We start from the raw sequence: 16504 nt of genomic DNA, 5'->3' as shown, positions 1-16504 counted from the left end.
CTCAGCCGTCCGCCGGCTCCTGCAGCGCGGCGATGACGCTGACCAGGTGCGCTCGCGCCGCCCGCTCGGCCGCGGCCGGGTCGCGGCGAGCGATGGCCTCGACGATGGCCAGGTGCTCGGGCAGGGAGACCTGGGGGCGCCCGGCCCGCAGGGCCAGGCGGAACTGGTGCCGGACGATCTGCGCGTTGAGGCGGTCCAGCAGGCCGGTGGCGACCTCCTGCCCGGAGAACTCGCGCACGAGCCGGTGCAGCTCCCGGTTGTGCGCGGAGTACGCCACGGGGTCGCCCGCCGCTACGTCCTGCCGCAGGCGCTCGCCGAGCGCGGTGAGCGTGGCGACCTGCTCGTCGTCGACGCGCTCGGCGGCCTTGGCGGCGCACAGGCCCTCGAGCACCATCCGGCACTCGGTGATGGCCACCGCCTCCTCGACGGTCACGACGCGCACGCGCGCGCCGCGGTTCGGGATGCGCTCGACGACGCCCTCCGCCGCCAGGTCCATGAGGGCGGCGCGCACGCTGGCCCGGCTGACGCCGTAGGAGGCCGCGAGCTCGGCCTCCACGAGCCGCTGGCCGGGGGCGAGGTCGCCGGTGAGCAGGGCCGCCCGCAGCGCCTCCAGGGCGACGCGCGTGCCGGCGGCTCCCTCCTGCGGTGCCACGCTCACGGTGCTCTCCTCGGCGGTGCGTCGGTGCGGGGTCCCGAGAACTCTAGGAGGTGCCCGGGCGGCGGCCCCGGCCGGTGCGCGGGCAGGCGCCGGGGATTGGCGACGAAATTGTTGACAATCCTCCCGCCGGCTTCCTACCCTCCTCGGGACGAGCGAGGGAGCTCGCGGCCCGGGCCGCGGCCGGCCCCCTGGAGGAGCGAGACGTGATCATCGACTGCCACGGCCACTACACCACCGCCCCGCAGGCGCACACCGCCTGGCGACGGGCGCAGCAGGACGCGTTCGCGGCCGGCACGCAGACGCCGGCGTACCCCCGCATCGGTGACGACGAGATCCGCGAGTCGGTCGAGGGCAGCCAGCTGCGCCTGATGGACGAGCGCGGCGTCGACCTGACGATCTTCTCCCCGCGCGCCTCGGCGATGGGCCACCACGTCGGGGACGAGCAGGTCAGCTCCCGGTGGGCGCAGGTCAGCAACGACCTGGTCGCCCGGGTCGTCGACCTGTACCCGCAGCGCTTCGCCGGCGTGTGCCAGCTGCCGCAGTCGCCGGGCGCGCCGATCGCGAACTCGATCGGCGAGCTGCGCCGCTGCGTCGAGGAGCTCGGGTTCGTCGGCTGCAACCTCAACCCCGATCCCAGCGGCGGGCACTGGACGTCCGCGCCGCTGACCGACCGCAGCTGGTACCCCCTCTACGAGGCGATGGTGGAGCTGGACGTGCCCGCCATGGTGCACGTCTCGGCGGTGACCAACCCGAACTTCCACGCCACCGGTTCGCACTACCTCAACGCCGACACCACGGCGTTCATGCAGTTCCTGCAGGCGGACCTGTTCCGCGACTTCCCCGGGCTGCGGTTCGTCATCCCGCACGGCGGGGGAGCCGTGCCCTTCCACTGGGGCCGGTTCCGGGGCCTGGCCGACATGCTCGGCCGGCCGCCGGTGGAGGAGTCGCTGATGGGCAACGTCTTCTTCGACACCTGCGTGTACCACCAGCCCGGCATCGACCTCCTCCTCGAGGTCATCGGCCCCGACAACGTCCTCTTCGGTTCCGAGATGGTCGGTGCCGTGCGCGGGATCGACCCCAGGACCGGCCACCACTTCGACGACACCCGTCGCTACGTCGACGCCCTGGGCCTGGACGAGCAGGACCGGGCGAAGGTGTACGAGCTCAACGCCCGCCGCGTCTACCCGCGCCTGGCAGCGGCCCTGCAGCGGGACCGCGACAGGAGCGTTCGAGGAGAAGGAGTTCCGGCATGAGGAACGTCGTCGTCACCGATCCGCCGCGCGCGGACCCGGCCACCGCCGCCGCGCTGGGTGAGTTCGGCGTGGCCACCGTCCACGAGGCGCAGGGCCGCACCGGGTACCTCGGCCCGGCCTTCCGGCCCGCCTGGCCGGGCGCACGCATCGGTGGCACGGCCGTGACCGCGTTGTGCTGGCCGGGGGACAACCTGATGATCCACGTCGCGGTCGAGCAGTGCCGAGCCGGTGACGTCCTGGTCGTGGCCACGAACTCCCCGTCCAGCGACGGGCTGTTCGGTGAGCTGTTCGCCACCTCCCTGGCCCAGCGCGGGGTGCGCGGTGTCGTGCTCGGCACCGGGGTGCGCGACGTCGCCGAGCTGCGCGAGACGGGTTTCCCGGCCTGGTCCACCGCGGTGAGCGCGCAGGGCACGGTCAAGGCCACCGCGGGTGCGGTCAACGTCCCCGTCACCCTGGGCGGGCAGGTGGTCCACCCCGGCGACGTGATCGTCGCCGACGACGACGGGGTGGTGCGCGTCGAGCGCGAGCGGGCCGGCGCGGTGCTGACCGCCTCGAGGGCCCGCACCGAGAAGGAGCAGGCCAACCGCGCCAGGTTCCAGGCGGGGGAACTGGGCCTGGACGTGTACGGGATGCGCGAGAAGCTCGCCGCCTTCGGCATCGAGTACGTGACCCACGCGGAGTTCACCGGGGAACGGGCGTGAACTACGACGACACCGGGGTGCGCTGCACGATGCTGCGCGGCGGCACCTCGCGCGGGTTGTTCTTCGAGGCGCGCGACCTGCCGGCCGATCCCGCCGAGCGCGACGACCTGCTGCTGCGCCTGATGGGCACCCCCGACCCGCGCCAGATCGACGGCCTCGGCGGCGCCACCTCCCTGACGAGCAAGGTGGCCGTGGTCGGCCCCTCCGGGCACCCCGACGCGGACGTCGACTACCTCTTCCTGCAGCTCGGCGTGGACGAGGCGGCGGTCAGCGACAAGCAGAACTGCGGCAACGTCCTCGCCGGCGTGGGTCCCTTCGCCGTCGAGCGCGGACTGGTGCCCGCCGGTGATCGCGAGACCCGCGTGCGCATCAGGATGGTGAACTCCGACAGCCTGGCCACGGCGACCTTCCCCACCCCGGGCGGGCGCGTGGAGTACCGCGGCGGGGTGGCCGTCGCAGGGGTGCCCGGGACGGCCGCGCCGGTGGTGCTGGACTTCGCCGGCACCGAGGGCTCGGCGACCGGGGCCCTGCTGCCCACCGGGAACGTGCGCGACCACGTCGCCGGCGTGGACGTCACCTGCGTCGACAACGGCATGCCCGTGGTCCTCGCGCTGGCCTCCTCCCTCGGCCTGACCGGGTACGAGAGCCACGAGGACCTGGCCGCCGACACGGGACTGCTCCAGCGCGTCGACGCCCTCCGTGTGGAGGCGGGCGCGCTCATGGGCCTGGGCGACGTCACCGGCTCCTCGGTGCCCAAGACGATCCTGCTCTCGCCGGCGGCCGACGGCGGGCACCTGTGCACCCGCTCGTTCATCCCGGTGCACCCGCACACCTCGATCGGGGTGCTGGCCGCGGTCAGCGCCGTGACCGGCGTGCTGCTGCCCGGTGCGGTCGGCCACGAGCTGACCCGCCACTGGCCCAGCGGCACCACGACGGTCGACGTGGAGCACCCCAGCGGCCACCTCCTCGCCGACGTGGTCGTCGACGCCACCGTCGACCCGCCGCGCGCGGTGCGCTCCGGCGTGGTGCGCACCGCCCGCAAGCTCTTCGACGGCACCGCCTACCCGCGCGCCTGAGCCAGCCCCCCCACAGCACCCCGCACCCCCCCGGAGACGACGATGCCCCCGCTGCACGAGATCGCCCACCTGGCCCACGTCGAGCTGCGCACCCCCGTGCCGGAGCAGAGCCTGGAGTTCTTCACCGGCTACCTGGGACTGACCGAGGTGGGTTCGCAGGGCGACTCGGTGTTCCTGCACGCCTGGGACGACTACGAGCGCACCACGATCAAGCTCACCGCCCACACCACCTCCGGCATCGGGCGCACCAACCTGCGCGCCGCCAGCCCCGAGGCGCTGCAGCGGCTGGTGCAGCGAATCGAGGCGAGCGGGCGCGGCACCGGCTGGCAGGACGGCGACCCGGGGTGCGGGCCCACGTACGTCTTCACCGAGCCCGACGGGCACGAGATGGGCGTGTACTACGAGTCGGAGTGGTACACCCCGCCCGCCGAGCTCGCACCGTCCCTGAAGAACCAGGCCGCCGCGCGGCCCGCCCACGGCGTGCCGGTGCGCCGGCTGGACCACGTGAACTACCTCGGCGCCGACGTCGTGCCCAACCGCGACTACTTCCGCGACACCCTGGGCGCCCTGGTCACCGAGCAGATCGTCCTGGACGACGGCACCACCGCCGGCAGCTGGACGACGTTCACCAACAAGGGCTACGACGCGGTCTGGACCCGCGACTGGACCGGCTCCTCCGGGCGCCTGCACCACATCGCCTTCGCCACCGACACCCGCGAGGACATCCTGCGCGCGGCCGACCTCGCCCTGGACCACGGCGTGTTCATCGAGACCGGCCCGCACAAGCACGCCATCCAGCAGACGTTCTTCCTGTACGTCTACGAGCCCGGCGGCAACCGCATCGAGCTGTGCAACGCCGGCGCCCGCCTCGTCATCGCGCCCGACTGGCAGCCGGTGGACTGGACCGAGGCCGAACGGGCCAAGGGGCAGGCGTGGGGGCTGAAGACCATCGAGTCCTTCCACACCCACGGCACCCCGCCCGTGCCGCAGGGCGAGCGCGTCACGGTGGCCAGCGACCCCGCCGAGGGCGACGCGTGGTGACCGAGGTCTCCTCGACCGCGCGCGTCGCCGTCCTGGGACTCGGTGAGGCCGGTTCGGAGATCGCCCGCGACCTGGCGACCGCCGGCGCCGACGTGCGCGGGTACGACCCCGTGGCCGGTGCGCCGGCCGGCGTGGCCGCGCGCCGCGACGAGCGCGACGCGGTGCGCGACGCCGACCTGGTCCTCAGCGTCAACAGCTCCCACGACGCGCTGCCGGCGCTCGAGGCGGCGCTGGACGCCCTGCGCCCCGGGACCGTGTGGGCCGACCTCAACACCGCCTCGCCGGGCGTCAAGCAGCAGCTCGCCGAACGGCTCGCCGGCCGGGACGTCCCGGTCGCCGACGTCGCGCTGATGGCGCCGGTGCCCGGCAAGGGCCTGCGCACTCCGATGGTGGTCTCCGGCCCCGGGGCGCAGCGGTACGCCCGGCTGCTGAGCGGCTGGGGCGCGTCCGTGGACGTCCTCGACGGCCCGCCCGGTGCAGCGATCTGCCGCAAGCTGCTGCGCAGCGTCTTCTACAAGGGCCTGGCCGCGGCCGTCGTGGAGGCCCTGGAGGGCGCCCGCGCCGCGGGTGTGGAGGACTGGCTGCGCGAGAACGTCGCCGACGAGCTCGCGGGTTTCGACCGCAGCACCCTGGTCCGGCTGGTCGAGGGCACCCACACCCACGCCCGCCGCCGCACCGACGAGATGGCCGCCGCCGCCGAGCAGCTGCGCGAGCTCGGGGTCGAGCCCCGTGTCGCCACCGCCGCGCACGACCTGCTGGCCGAGCTGCGCGACCGCTCCGCCGCGCGCTGAGCGCGCCACCACGGGCCTGCGCCCGTCGAACACGATCCTTCCGACGGAGGTACGACGATGTCCTCGCCATCCCCGCTGACCGCTTCACCCGCCACGGCCCGCCTCGCCACCCGCGTCCTGGCCCTGTGCTGGTTCACCGTCCTCGTCGACGGCCTGGACCTGTTCTCCTACGGCGCGGTGCTGCCCGCGGTGCTCGCCGACGAGGGTTTCGGCCTCGACGCGGCCACCGCCGGCGAGATCGGCAGCCTGACCACGTTCGGCATGCTGCTCGGCGCCCTGACCTCCGGCGTCATCACCGACCGCGTCGGGCGGCGGAGCATCCTGCTCGCCGGTGTCGCGGTGTTCTCCCTGGCCTCGGCCGGCTGCGCGCTGGCCCCCGGGGCCGCGGCCTTCGGCGCCGCACGCTTCATCGCCGGGTTCGGTCTGGGCGGGCTGCTGCCCACCGCCATCACCACGGTCCTGGAGTTCGCACCCGCGGGTCGCAAGAACATCACCGTGACGCTGCTCATGACCGCCCACCAGGCCGGCGGTGCGCTGGCCGGTGTGCTCGCGATGAGCGTCGTGGAGGCGCTGGGCTGGCGCGCGGTGTTCTGGCTCGGTGCCCTGCCCCTGGTGCTCGTGCTGCCGGTGCTGTGGGTGATGCTGCCCGAGTCGATCACCTTCCTGATCGCCGAGGGCCGCACCGACCGCGCCCAGCGCGTCGCCACCCGCTACGGGGTGCCGCTGGAGGCGTACGCGCCGGCCCGCTCCGAGGGCGAGACGGACCGCTCCGGGCTGCGCGGGCTGTTCGCCCCCGGGCTGCGCAAGGTCACCGTCCTGTTCTGGATCGGCTCCTTCTTCGGCCTGGTGCTCGTGTACGGCGTGAGCACCTGGTTGCCCACGATGATGCGCGCCGCCGGCTACGAGCTCGGTTCCGCGGTCAGCTTCCTCGTCGTCATCAACGTCGGCGGCATCGTCGGCATGCTCGTCGCCGGCCGCCTGGCGGACCGCATCGGCGCCCGCACCGTGGCCGTGGTCTGGTTCCTGCTGACCGCCGTGGCCGTCGGGCTGCTCCCCCTGCGCATGCCGCTGCTGCTGATCTACCTCGTGGTCTTCCTGGCCGGCGCGTGGCTGTTCAGCGCGCAGACCCTCGTGTACGCCGCGGTCGGCACCACCTACCCGGCGCGCAGCCGCGCCACCGCCGTCGGCTGGGCGGCGGGCATCGGCCGCTGGGGCGCGGTCGCGGGCCCCTGGATCGGTGGCCTGCTCATCGCCGCCGGTGCGTCCAGGTGGGGTTTCGTGATGTTCGCCGTCGCCGGTGTGATCGGCGCCGCCGTCATCGCCGCGGCACGCACGCGGGACCCGCGGGCGCTCACCGCCGCGCAGGAGAACGCCGGCGCCACCGCCTGAGCGCGCCCGGGGCCGCGGGCGCCCCCGGCGCAGCACCCCCGCGAGGTGCTGCGGCGGGGGCGCTGCGCCGCCCGGGGTGCGTCGCCTTGACCGGCCGGGGGTGCAGGCGCATCATCCGGGGACCAGCAGGACGCCCCCGCCGGTCGGGGACGTGGACCGAGGAGCAGCCGATGACGTCTGCCGAGGTGTCGACGACGACGCCGCGCAGCCCCGCAACGACGACCGCGCGGTCGGGGAGCGGCGCACCGCTGGTGGTCTCCAGCCAGCCCCCGCAGGTGGTCCCGGCCGCCGGCGGCAACCTCAGCGACCTGCTGCTGGACTGGGTGCGCGACGCCCCCGAGGCGCACTGCCTGAGCCGCAAGGACCCCGCGGGGCGCTGGGCCGACGTCACCACGAGCGCGTTCCTGGAGACGGTGCGGTCGGTGGCCAAGGGGTTGCTGGCCGCCGGGGTGCAGCCCGGTGACCGGGTGGGGCTGATGTCCCGCACCCGCTACGAGTGGACCGTCGTGGACGCCGCCTGCTGGTTCGCCGGCGCCGTCAGCGTCCCCGTCTACGACTCCTCCTCGCCCGAGCAGGTGGCCTGGGTCCTGTCCGACTCCGGCGCCGTGGCCTGCGTGGTGGAGACGGCGGAGCACGCCGCGCTGCTGGCGGGCGTGCGCGAGCAGGTGCCCACCCTGCGCGAGTCGTGGACCCTCGACGAGGGCGGGCTGGAAGCGCTGGCGTCCGCCGGCCGCGAGGTGGGTGACGAGGCCCTGGAGGCGGCCCGCACCAGCGCCGGCCCCTCGGACACGGCGACGATCGTCTACACCTCCGGTTCCACGGGCCGGCCCAAGGGTTGCGTGCTGACCCACGCGAACTTCGTCGACCTGGCGCGCAACGCCCACGCGGTGATGCCGGACATGCTCGACGAGCCGGGGGCCTCCACCCTGCTGTTCATCCCGCTGGCGCACGTGCTGGCACGGTTCGTCGAGGTGCTGTGCCTGTCGGCGCGGGTGCGGATGGGTTTCGCGCCCGACACCAGGGACCTCGTCGCGGACCTGCAGAGCTTCCGCCCGTCGTTCGTCCTGGCCGTCCCGCGCGTGTTCCAGAAGGTCCACGCCGCCGCCCAGCACAAGGCCGCCACCGGCGGCCGGGCGCGCGCGGCCCTGTTCGCCCGGGCCGAGGCGACGGCGGTGGCGTACTCGCGGGCCCTGGACACCGGCGGCCCCGGCCGGGTGCTGCGGGCGCGGCACGCCGTGTTCGACCGCCTGGTGTACGCCAAGCTGCGCACCACCCTGGGCGGGCGCCTCACCCGCGCCGTCTCCGGCGGGGCGTCGCTGGGGGAGTACCTGGGTCACTTCTTCCGCGGCGCGGGGATCACCGTGTTCGAGGGCTGGGGGCTGACGGAGACGGCGGCGCCGGCGTGCGTGAACCGCCCCGGCGACCAGCGCATCGGCACCGTCGGGCTGCCGCTGCCGGGCACGGAGGTGGCGATCGCCGAGGACGGGGAGATCCTCTGCCGCGGGATCGGGGTGTTCAAGGAGTACCTGAACCGCCCGGAGGAGACGGCGGAGGCGTTCCGCGACGGCTGGTTCCGCACCGGCGACCTCGGCTCCCTCGACGAGGCGGGGAACCTCACCATCACCGGGCGCGCCAAGGAGATCATCGTCACCGCCGCCGGCAAGAACGTCGCCCCGGCCCCGCTGGAGGACCGCCTGCGCGCGCACCCGCTGATCTCGCAGTGCGTCGTCGTCGGCGACGGGCGCCCCTACGTCGGCTGCCTCGTCACCCTCGACGAGGCGGCGGTGGCGGCCTGGGGCCAGCTGCACGGCCGGGGCGGGCTGACGGTCGCGGCGGCGAAGGACGACGCCGCGGTGCTCGCCGAGCTGCAGGCGGCGGTCGACCACGCCAACGGCCTGGTCAGCCGGGCCGAGTCGATCCGCCGGTTCCGGGTGCTCGAGGGGGACTTCACCGTGGAGAACGACTGCCTCACCCCCAGCCTGAAGATGCGGCGCCACGAGGTGCTGCGCACCTTCGCCGCCGACGTGGAGGCGCTGTACTCCTGACCGCCCCGCGGACGGGCCCCGGGACCGCTGCGGTCCCGGGGCCCGTCCCGGTCAGATCGCCGACCACCCGCCGTCGCAGGGCACGATCGCGCCGTTCACGTTCGACGCCTCGTCGCTGAGGAGCCAGGTGATGAGCGCGGCGACCTGCTCGGGGCTCGCCGGCGCGGGCACGACGGTCTGCAGCACCGGCCCGAGGACGGCCGGGGCCAGCCGGGAGCGCATCGGCGCCTCCATGCCGGTCAGCACGCCGCCGGGCGCCACCGCGTTGGCCCGCACCCCCTGGCCCTTGTGCATGACGGCGGTGCTGCGGGTCAGGCCGATCAGCGCGTGCTTGGAGGCGGTGTAGGCGGCGCCGGCAGCCGCACCCCGCAGGCCCGCCTCGGAGGTGACGTTGACGATCGCGCCGCCGCCGGCCTCGACCATGCGCGGCAGCACCGCGCGGGTCAGGCGCATCGGGGCGGTGACGTTGACGGCGAGGACCTCCTCCCAGGTGGTGTCGTCCACCTCGGACGGGGCCAGGAAACCGTCCATGACCCCGGCCACGTTCGCCAGCCCGTGCACGCGCTCGCCCGCGACGGCCAGCACGCGCTGCACGTCCCCCTCGCGGGTGACGTCGCCGGCGACCGGCACCAGGTCCAGGTCGGCGTGCTCGGCCGCGAAGCGCTCCAGCGCCTCCGCGGCGACGTCGGTGACGACCACCCGCGCGCCCTCGCGCGCCAGGCGCAGCGCGGTCACCCGGCCCATCCCGCCCGCCGCGCCGGTGACGACGACGGTCCGCCCGGCGAAGCGCCCGTGCAGCACCCCGGGCGGAGGGGGGTCCCTCACCGCGGCGGGGTCGGTGGGGAACTCCGGCGCGGCGGGGTTCGCGCCCGGGGCGGGGGTCTCTCGCACGGTGGTGCCTCCTTCGTCGGGCCACGGCAGCGGTGCGCGCGGCGCGCCCGTGCATCACAGCACCCCGCGGGGAGGGGCGCGGACGGGGCCGGCACCGCCCGCGCCCGCACCCGTCCGGGGGAGGCGGGGTCAAGCCGTCGTCGCGGGGAGCCGACGGTGGAGCGTGACCACCAGCCGCGCCGTGTGGAGCGCCCGTGCGACCTGGCTGCTGCTCGCCGTGGTCCTGGCCGCAGCGGTGCTGGTGCAGGCCGTCCCCGCCTGGCGGGCACCGGCGGTGCTCGTCGTCCCGACCGCCTCGGTGCTGGTGATCGGGGTCGGCGTGGCGCTGCACCGCCCGCGCGGGGCCGCGTGGTGGCTGGTGGCGCTGATGCTGGCGGCGTGGGGTGCCGGTGCGTGCCTGGGACGGTTCCACCCGGCCCCCGGGGTCGCGAGCGGCCTCCTGTGGGCCGGTCAGGCGGTGGCGGCGGGGATCGTGCTGCACGTGGTGCGCGGGCGCACCGGTGGCCGCGACCCCTCGCCCGGCGGCCGGCTCGACCTCGTCGTCATCGCCGCGGTCCTGACGCTGGTCGGCGCCCAGCTGGTGGCGGTGGTGCTCGCCGACCACGACGACGTGGCGGGCGTCCTGGTGGCCAGCCTCGACGTCGCCCTGCTGGGGCTGCTGCTGCGCTTCGCCGTCTCGCGCCGCGCCCTGCCGGTCAGCTCGTGGCTGCTGCTCACCGCCTCGCTGCTCACCGTGCTCTACGACCTGACCTGCGCGCTGAGCGGTGGCCGCCCGGCCCCGCCCGGCCACCCGGTGCAGAGCCTGGGGCTGGTGTCCCTGGCCCTGTTCGCGGTCGCCGCGCTGCACCCGTCGATGACGGCGGCCTTCGCCGCCGAGACGTTCGCGCGCCGCCGCAGCCCCTCGGCGGCCCTGCTGGGGCTGCTGCCCCTGGTCACGGTGCCCGCGGCGCTGTGGTGGGTGGCGCAGGCCCGCGGCGTCCCGGGCCTGCCGGGCTGGTCCGTGCCGGTGACCGGCACGCTCGTGGCGGGACTGTGCCTGCTGCGGGCCGCGGCCGCCCTGCGCGCCAGCGAGCACCTGGCCGAGCACGACCCGCTCACCGACCTGGCCAACCGGCGCGGTCTCGCCCGCGTGCACGCCGAGCGGGCCGCGCAGGAGCCGTGCGCGCTGCTGCTGCTGGACCTGGACGACTTCAAGCAGGTCAACGACGCCCACGGCCACGATGTCGGCGACGCCCTGCTGCTCCAGGTGAGCGAGCGGCTCCTGGCGGCCACCGGCCCGGACGAGCTGGTGGCTCGGCTGGGCGGGGACGAGTTCGTCGTCCTGGCCGCCGCCGCGAGCGCCCGGGACGTCGCCGAGCGCGTCCTCGAGCAGTTGCGCGACCCCGTCGTCGTCGGCGGCCTCGTGCTGCGCACCGGGGGCAGCGTCGGCGCCGCGCTGCCCGACGCCGGGCCGCCGGGTCCGCTGGCCGAGCAGCTCACCCGCGCCGACGTGGCGATGTACGCGGCGAAGACGTCCGGCGGTGACCGCGTCGCGACCTACCACCCCGCCATGCGCGAGGAGGTGGCCCGCCGCTACGCCCTCAGCACGCAGGTCCGCCGGCTGCTGGCGGGGCGGGCCCCCGACGTCGGGCAGCTGGAGGTGCACCACCAGCCGCTCGTGGACCTGGCCTCGGGCCGGGTGGTCGGTGCCGAGGCCCTGGTGCGCTGGCGCCACCCGGAGCACGGACTGCTGCCGCCCGACGCCTTCCTGGCCCTGGTCAGCACGAACGACCTGGACGCGCAGCTGGACGACGTCGTGCTGCACGAGGTGGTGCACCAGCTGGCCCGCTGGCGCGACCAGGGCCGGCGGGAGCTGCCGGTGGCGGTGAACCTGACGCGCCGCAGCCTGGAGGACCCGGCGCTGGCCGGGCGCGTCCTGTCCCTGCTGGCCGACGCGGGCGTGCCCGCGTCGCAGCTGCACCTGGAGATCACCGAGCACCAGCAGGTGTCGGAGGACGGTCCGGCCGCGGCGTCGCTGGCCGGCCTGCGCGCCGCGGGGGTGGAGATCCACCTGGACGACTACGGCACCGGGTACACGTCCCTGGGCTACCTGCGCCGCTTCCCGGTGCAGGTGCTGAAGCTGGACCGCTCCGTGGTGAGCGCGGTCACCGGGGACGGTGCCCAGCTCGTCGCCGGCGTCCAGGCCATGGCCGCCGCGCTGGACCTGCAGGTCGTGGCGGAAGGGGTGGAGACGCCCGCGCAGCGCGCGCGCCTGGTCGAGCTCGGCGTGCGCTTCGGGCAGGGCTACCTGTTCTCGCGCCCGCTGCCCGCGCGCGAGTACGCCGAGCGCGTGCTGGGCCCGGCCCGGGCGCACGGACCGGCCGCGGTGGGCGCCGACCCCGCGCCCGGGTTCGCCCCGGTCCGCTGAGCCGCGGCCGGACCCGCCCGCGCCGCCGGCCGCGGTGGCCGGCGGCGCGGGCGGGGCCGGCCGGCGCCGGGCGGGGTCAGTGCTTGAGGCTGCCCAGCAGGCCCTTGGCCACCTGGCCGGCCTTCTGGTCCTCGCCCTGCTGGGCACCCATGACCAGCAGCACGCCGGTCAGGGCGGGGATGGTCCACTGCAGCACCTTCAGCCGGCGCTGCGCTGCGGCGACGTCCTCGGGGGTGCCCTCGGCGGGGTCGACCCCGGAGGCGGCGGGGGCGTGGGAGTCCTTGCCCAGCTTCGCGCCCTGGGAGCCGGAGTAGGCCGTCACACCCATCGCGGCCAGCGTGATCGCCGCCTTCACCACGGTGTTGCCGCGCGTGCCGGCCTGTCCGGCCACCCGGCCGCGGTTGCCGAGGATGAGCCCGACGCCGCCGATGCCGTGCACCGCGATCGCGGCGGCGTTCACGGGCGCCCAGCGAGCCCAGCCGGCGGTGGCGACGTGCGTGCGGTCTGCGGGGTCCGAGACGGCGGCGGAGGCGCCGTTGAGGCCGACGGCCCCGAAGAGCGAGCCGCCGAACCAGGCGGCCAGGCCGATGTCGTGCATGGAGCGGATCAGGGTCTGACGTTCGGACACGGGGAACCTCCCTGGAGCAGTCCCGCCATCCCTGCGGGCGCAGGCCTGAGCGGGGTGGTGTGGAAGCGCCCAGGCTCTCGCAGGAGCGCCCGGCCCGCCCGCTGAACCACGTGCCGGCGACCCGCGCCCACCACGGGGCCCGCCCGCTGCCGGCTACCGCGCGGGCGGGGGCTCGCCCAGGGTGCTCAGCCGGGCCGGCTGCCCGTAGCGGCGCACGATGCGGTCGTGCTCGGCGACGAGCACGAGCTCCAGCCCGACCCCGGCCTCGGCCATGGACCGCGCCAGGTGCCGGGGCAGGGCCTCGCCGTCGTGCAGGGACGCGACCTGCCGCCGCTGCGCCGGGGACGCCGCCGCCCACCACGACAGCAGCGCGCCGTCCCGTCCACCTGCCGTCGTCGAGTCCACCACCCCAGTGTCGGGCCCGGGCCGCCCCGCCGCGAGCGGCGGCGGGGCGGGTGCGGCGAACGGGTGGGAATCCGGCGGGTGCGCGAGCCGGTCCGGCGCCAGCTGTTCCCAGGGGGTCGCCGCGTGGGGGACACTCGAACCATGTCCCCCCGCGCGAGTGCGACCCGGCGTCACCTCCCGACGAGCCCGTTCGCCCCTGCACCACCGCGGCCGCAGGCGGAGGATTTCGCTCCCGACGACCGCGTCACCCACGACCGGCACGGCATGGGCACCGTGGTGTCCATCGGTGCCGACGAGTGGGTCACCGTCCGCTTCTCCTCCGGCGAGGTCCGCCAGGTGAACGGGCTGAAGCTGAACAAGCTCTGACCGGCTCCGGGGTGCCGACCCCGTAGCATTCGCTGAGTGAATGAGCAGCTACCCAGCGTGACAGCGGTGGGTGCTTCGTCCCCCGGGCCGGGCGCCACCGCGGCCCCCCGCGGCGAGAGCCGCGACACCCGGGTCGCCATCGAGGCCGCGCTGCTGCCCTCCCTCTTCGACGGCGAGTCCGTCGCCGTCATCGCCGTGGACCGCGACGGCCTCGTCACCGCCCTGACCCCCGGCGCCGAGGTGCTGCTCGGCTACTCCGAGAGCGACCTGCTCGGCGAGCCCCTGCACGAGCGGCTGCACCACCAGCGCGCGGACGGCCGCCCCCTCGCCCGCGAGGACTGCCCCGTCGTCGCCGCTCTCGCCGCCGCCCGTCCCGCCTCCGAGCACGAGGACGTCCTGGTCCGCGAGGACGGCTCGCTGCTGCTCGTCTCCTGGGCGTTCGCGCCCGTCGTCCTCGCCCGCACCCTCACCGGCGGGGTCCTCACCTTCCACGACGTCCACGCCCAGCGCGACGAGGCCTCGCGCCGCGGTCGGCGCCTGGTGCTGGCCGAGGCCGCCAACCTGCGCCTGACCCTGCTCGCCGACGTCTCCCAGCTCCTGGCCGAGGCCCCCGCCGACCTGCACCCCGCGCTGGAGGCGCTCGCCCGGCGCGTCACCCCGGCGCTGGCGGACTGGGTGGCGATCGACCTGCTGGAGCAGGACGGTGCCCGCGCCCGCCGGGTGGCGCTGGTGCACCACGACCCGGTCGTCCAGGAGCGCCTGCGCGCCGAGCTGGGCCCGCTGCCGCCCCTGGAGGCGCAGGCGCGCAGCCCCCTGGCGGCGGTCCTGCTGGGTGGCCCGCTGCGGCACGTGCGGGACTTCGCCGCCCTGGACGACCCGGCCGACGCGTCGTGGACCGAGCGCCTCTCGCTCGTGCGCTCCCTCGGCGCCACCGAGGGGATCGTCGCGCCCCTGCGGGCCCGGGGACGCACCCTCGGGGCGCTCACCCTGGTGCGCACCGGAGCGGGCCGGCCCTTCCGGGACGAGGACGTCGCGTTCGTCGCCGACCTCGCCGGGCGGGCGGCCGCCACGGTCGACACCGCCCGGCTCCTGCAGGGCCAGCAGCACCGCGCCGAGCAGATGCAGCGGGCCCTGCTGCCGGAGCTGCCCGAGCGGATCGGTGGGCTGCGGCTCGCGGGGCTGTACCGGCCGGCCAGCGACCTCGCCCAGGTCGGCGGCGACTGGTACGACGCGTTCGCGCTCGCCGACGGCAGCGTCGCCCTGGTCACCGGCGACGTCGCCGGGCACGACCTGCACGCCGCCACCCGCATGGGGGCGGTCCGGCACAAGCTGCGCGCGATCGCCGCGGACCGCGTCACCCGTCCCTCGGAGGTCCTCACCCGCCTGGACCGGGTGCTGCAGCGGTTCGCCCCCGAGGACGTCGTCACCCTGGTCCACGCCCGCGTGCGGCCCGGCCCCGGCGGGTGGAGCGCCGAGTGGTCCTGCGCGGGGCACCCGCCGCCGCTGCTGCTGGTGCCCGGCGCCGGACCGCGCTTCCTGCAGGCCGAGGCCGACCTGCCCGTCGGGGTCGCCGACCTGCCGCGGCACGACTCGCACGCCGCGCTGCCCGCGGGGGCGGTGCTCGTGTTCTACAGCGACGGGCTCGTCGAGCACCCCGGCGAGTCCCTCACCGAGGGCCTGCAGCGGCTGCAGCGGGCCGCCGCGGGCCTGGAGCGCGAACCCCTGGACCGGCTGTGCCGGGAACTGCTGGAGTGCGCCGCCCCCAGCGGCGAGGACGACATCGCCGTCCTCGCCGCGCGCCTGGGGACCCCCGACGCGCCCGCCCCCCCACCGGGGCAGGAGCTGTCCCGGGTGCACCTCGCGAACCTGCCGCTGCACCTGGGCACGCAGTTCGTCCAGCACACCGAGGGGCTCCTGCGGGAACTGGCGCTGCTGCGCGCCGGAGCCCGCCGCACCTCCGCACCCGCTCCGCCGCAGCGCCTGCTGGACCTCTCGGCGGAGCTGCAGAGCACCTACGCGCGCCTGCTGGCGCGGCCCACGGAGGTCGTGGCCGCCGCCGCGGAGGCCGGCCGGGAGTCCTGCGACGTCACCTACCACGTGCCGGCCGGTGCGTCCGCCCTGGCGGACCGCCTGCTGACCGCCCTGGAGGAGGCCGACGACTTCTGCCGAGCGCAGGAGCACCTGCTCACCCTGCCCCCGGCGCCCGCGCTCGTCGCCTACCGGGACTGGCTCCTCGGGGAGTTCGCGCACCAGCTCGCGGGCGGGGCGCCCCGGCCCTGGCGCCGGCCCGGACCGGTGGACCCGGGGGCCGGGGGCGGGGCGTGGCGCCCCGCGGGGCCGGCCCTGCACCTGGAACCGGAGGCCGGCGCCGTCTCCGCCGCCCGCCGGCACGTGCGCCGGGTCCTGCGCGACGCCGGGGCGCAGGAGCTGGAGGAACCCGCGGAGCTGGGCGTCTCCGAACTCGTCACCAACGTGGTCCTGCACGCCCGCACCACCGCCACCGTCAGCGTCCGGACCGCGCCCGGCGGGCGGGTGCGCATCGAGGTGGCCGACTCCTCCGGCACCCCCGTGCAGGAGCGCCGCTTCGGCCCGGGCGCCGAGACGGGCCGCGGGCTGCGGCTGGTGGGGTCGGTCTCCACCGCCTGGGGCGTCGAGGAACCGCCGGTGGGCGGCGGACCGGGCAAGGTGGTGTGGTTCGAGCCGCGCCCGGACGCCGGCGGACCCGGCTCCCCGGAGGAGGAGTGGGCCGCCGACCTCGCGGACCTGCTCTGAGGGGCCGGGGGCGACCGCGCCGTCCCCGCGCCCCCTTCCCGTACGGTGCGGCGGGAGGCGACGACGCAGCGTGCGGCGACG

13 protein-coding genes are annotated in these 16504 nt (G+C 76.1%); 9 read left to right on the top strand and 4 right to left on the bottom strand.

Translation table 11 applies throughout. From position 1 onward, the window contains the following. Position 1 precedes the first annotated feature (1 nt). Positions 2-658: a GntR family transcriptional regulator gene (locus ACRYR8_RS03545; RefSeq protein WP_432482693.1), complete on the bottom strand. Its 657-nt coding sequence runs from the start codon at positions 656-658 to the stop codon at positions 2-4. A gap of 203 nt (positions 659-861) precedes the next feature. On the opposite strand from ACRYR8_RS03545, the gene ACRYR8_RS03540 reads away from it, so the two are divergent. The 7 genes from ACRYR8_RS03540 (at position 862) to ACRYR8_RS03510 (ending at position 8954) form a co-directional block, all read left to right on the top strand. Continuing rightward, positions 862-1911 (top strand): amidohydrolase family protein, encoded by a 1050-nt coding sequence (locus ACRYR8_RS03540; protein WP_432482692.1) that lies wholly within the window; start codon positions 862-864, stop codon positions 1909-1911. After that, entirely contained in the window at positions 1908-2612 is a 705-nt protein-coding gene (locus ACRYR8_RS03535; protein WP_432482691.1) for a 4-carboxy-4-hydroxy-2-oxoadipate aldolase/oxaloacetate decarboxylase, read from the top strand. Before ACRYR8_RS03540 ends, ACRYR8_RS03535 begins: the two co-directional genes overlap by 4 nt. Then, the gene (locus ACRYR8_RS03530) at positions 2609-3688 is read left to right on the top strand and encodes a 4-oxalomesaconate tautomerase (protein WP_432482690.1); all 1080 of its coding nucleotides are present in this window, start codon (positions 2609-2611) and stop codon (positions 3686-3688) included. Before ACRYR8_RS03535 ends, ACRYR8_RS03530 begins: the two co-directional genes overlap by 4 nt. A 42-nt stretch (positions 3689-3730) precedes the next feature. After that, entirely contained in the window at positions 3731-4729 is a 999-nt protein-coding gene (locus tag ACRYR8_RS03525) for a VOC family protein (protein ID WP_432482689.1), read from the top strand. Continuing rightward, positions 4723-5520, top strand: coding sequence for a DUF1932 domain-containing protein (locus ACRYR8_RS03520; RefSeq protein ID WP_432482688.1), 798 nt, complete (start codon positions 4723-4725; stop codon positions 5518-5520). The genes ACRYR8_RS03525 and ACRYR8_RS03520 overlap by 7 nt, the downstream gene beginning before the upstream one ends. Before the next feature lie 57 nt (positions 5521-5577). Further along, entirely contained in the window at positions 5578-6909 is a 1332-nt protein-coding gene (locus ACRYR8_RS03515) for an MFS transporter (RefSeq protein ID WP_432482687.1), read from the top strand. A gap of 170 nt (positions 6910-7079) precedes the next feature. Then, positions 7080-8954, top strand: a complete 1875-nt coding sequence (locus tag ACRYR8_RS03510) for an AMP-dependent synthetase/ligase (protein ID WP_432482686.1) — start codon at positions 7080-7082, stop codon at positions 8952-8954. Positions 8955-9005: 51 nt separating this feature from the next. Here the strand turns inward: ACRYR8_RS03510 and ACRYR8_RS03505 are convergent, their stop codons facing one another. After that, complete coding sequence (locus ACRYR8_RS03505; RefSeq protein ID WP_432482723.1) at positions 9006-9779, bottom strand: SDR family NAD(P)-dependent oxidoreductase; 774 nt, start codon at positions 9777-9779, stop codon at positions 9006-9008. Positions 9780-10008: 229 nt separating this feature from the next. Here ACRYR8_RS03505 and ACRYR8_RS03500 point away from each other — a divergent pair, with 229 nt between their 5' ends. Beyond that, a complete protein-coding gene (locus ACRYR8_RS03500) occupies positions 10009-12252 on the top strand; it encodes a putative bifunctional diguanylate cyclase/phosphodiesterase (RefSeq protein WP_432482685.1) in 2244 nt (747 codons plus the stop codon). Positions 12253-12328: 76 nt separating this feature from the next. On the opposite strand, the gene ACRYR8_RS03495 is transcribed toward ACRYR8_RS03500, so the two are convergent. Together ACRYR8_RS03495 and ACRYR8_RS03490 are read right to left on the bottom strand one after the other, a co-directional pair. Next, a complete protein-coding gene (locus ACRYR8_RS03495) occupies positions 12329-12880 on the bottom strand; it encodes a hypothetical protein (protein WP_432482684.1) in 552 nt (183 codons plus the stop codon). 153 nt (positions 12881-13033) lie between these two features. After that, on the bottom strand, positions 13034-13285 hold the full coding sequence (locus ACRYR8_RS03490; RefSeq protein ID WP_432482683.1) for a hypothetical protein: 252 nt from the start codon (positions 13283-13285) through the stop codon (positions 13034-13036). A 432-nt stretch (positions 13286-13717) separates the two neighbouring features. Here ACRYR8_RS03490 and ACRYR8_RS03485 point away from each other — a divergent pair, with 432 nt between their 5' ends. Beyond that, positions 13718-16423, top strand: a complete 2706-nt coding sequence (locus tag ACRYR8_RS03485; protein WP_432482682.1) for an ATP-binding SpoIIE family protein phosphatase — start codon at positions 13718-13720, stop codon at positions 16421-16423. The last annotated feature ends 81 nt before the right edge of the window (positions 16424-16504 follow it).

Origin of the sequence: Kineococcus esterisolvens (assembly GCF_050871405.1) — a bacterium.
Lineage (GTDB): Bacteria > Actinomycetota > Actinomycetes > Actinomycetales > Kineococcaceae > Kineococcus.
The sequence above is the reverse complement of the archived record's forward strand: the minus strand, read 5'-3'. Positions and strand labels throughout refer to the sequence as shown.

Excerpts from the sequence above, each read along its gene's own strand:
- ACRYR8_RS03535 (WP_432482691.1), top strand. The coding sequence starts at position 1,908 with ATGAGGAACGTCGTCGTCACCGATCCGCCGCGCGCGGACCCGGCCACC.
- ACRYR8_RS03525 (WP_432482689.1), top strand. The coding sequence starts at position 3,731 with ATGCCCCCGCTGCACGAGATCGCCCACCTGGCCCACGTCGAGCTGCGC.
- ACRYR8_RS03515 (WP_432482687.1), top strand. The coding sequence starts at position 5,578 with ATGTCCTCGCCATCCCCGCTGACCGCTTCACCCGCCACGGCCCGCCTC.
- ACRYR8_RS03510 (WP_432482686.1), top strand. The coding sequence starts at position 7,080 with ATGACGTCTGCCGAGGTGTCGACGACGACGCCGCGCAGCCCCGCAACG.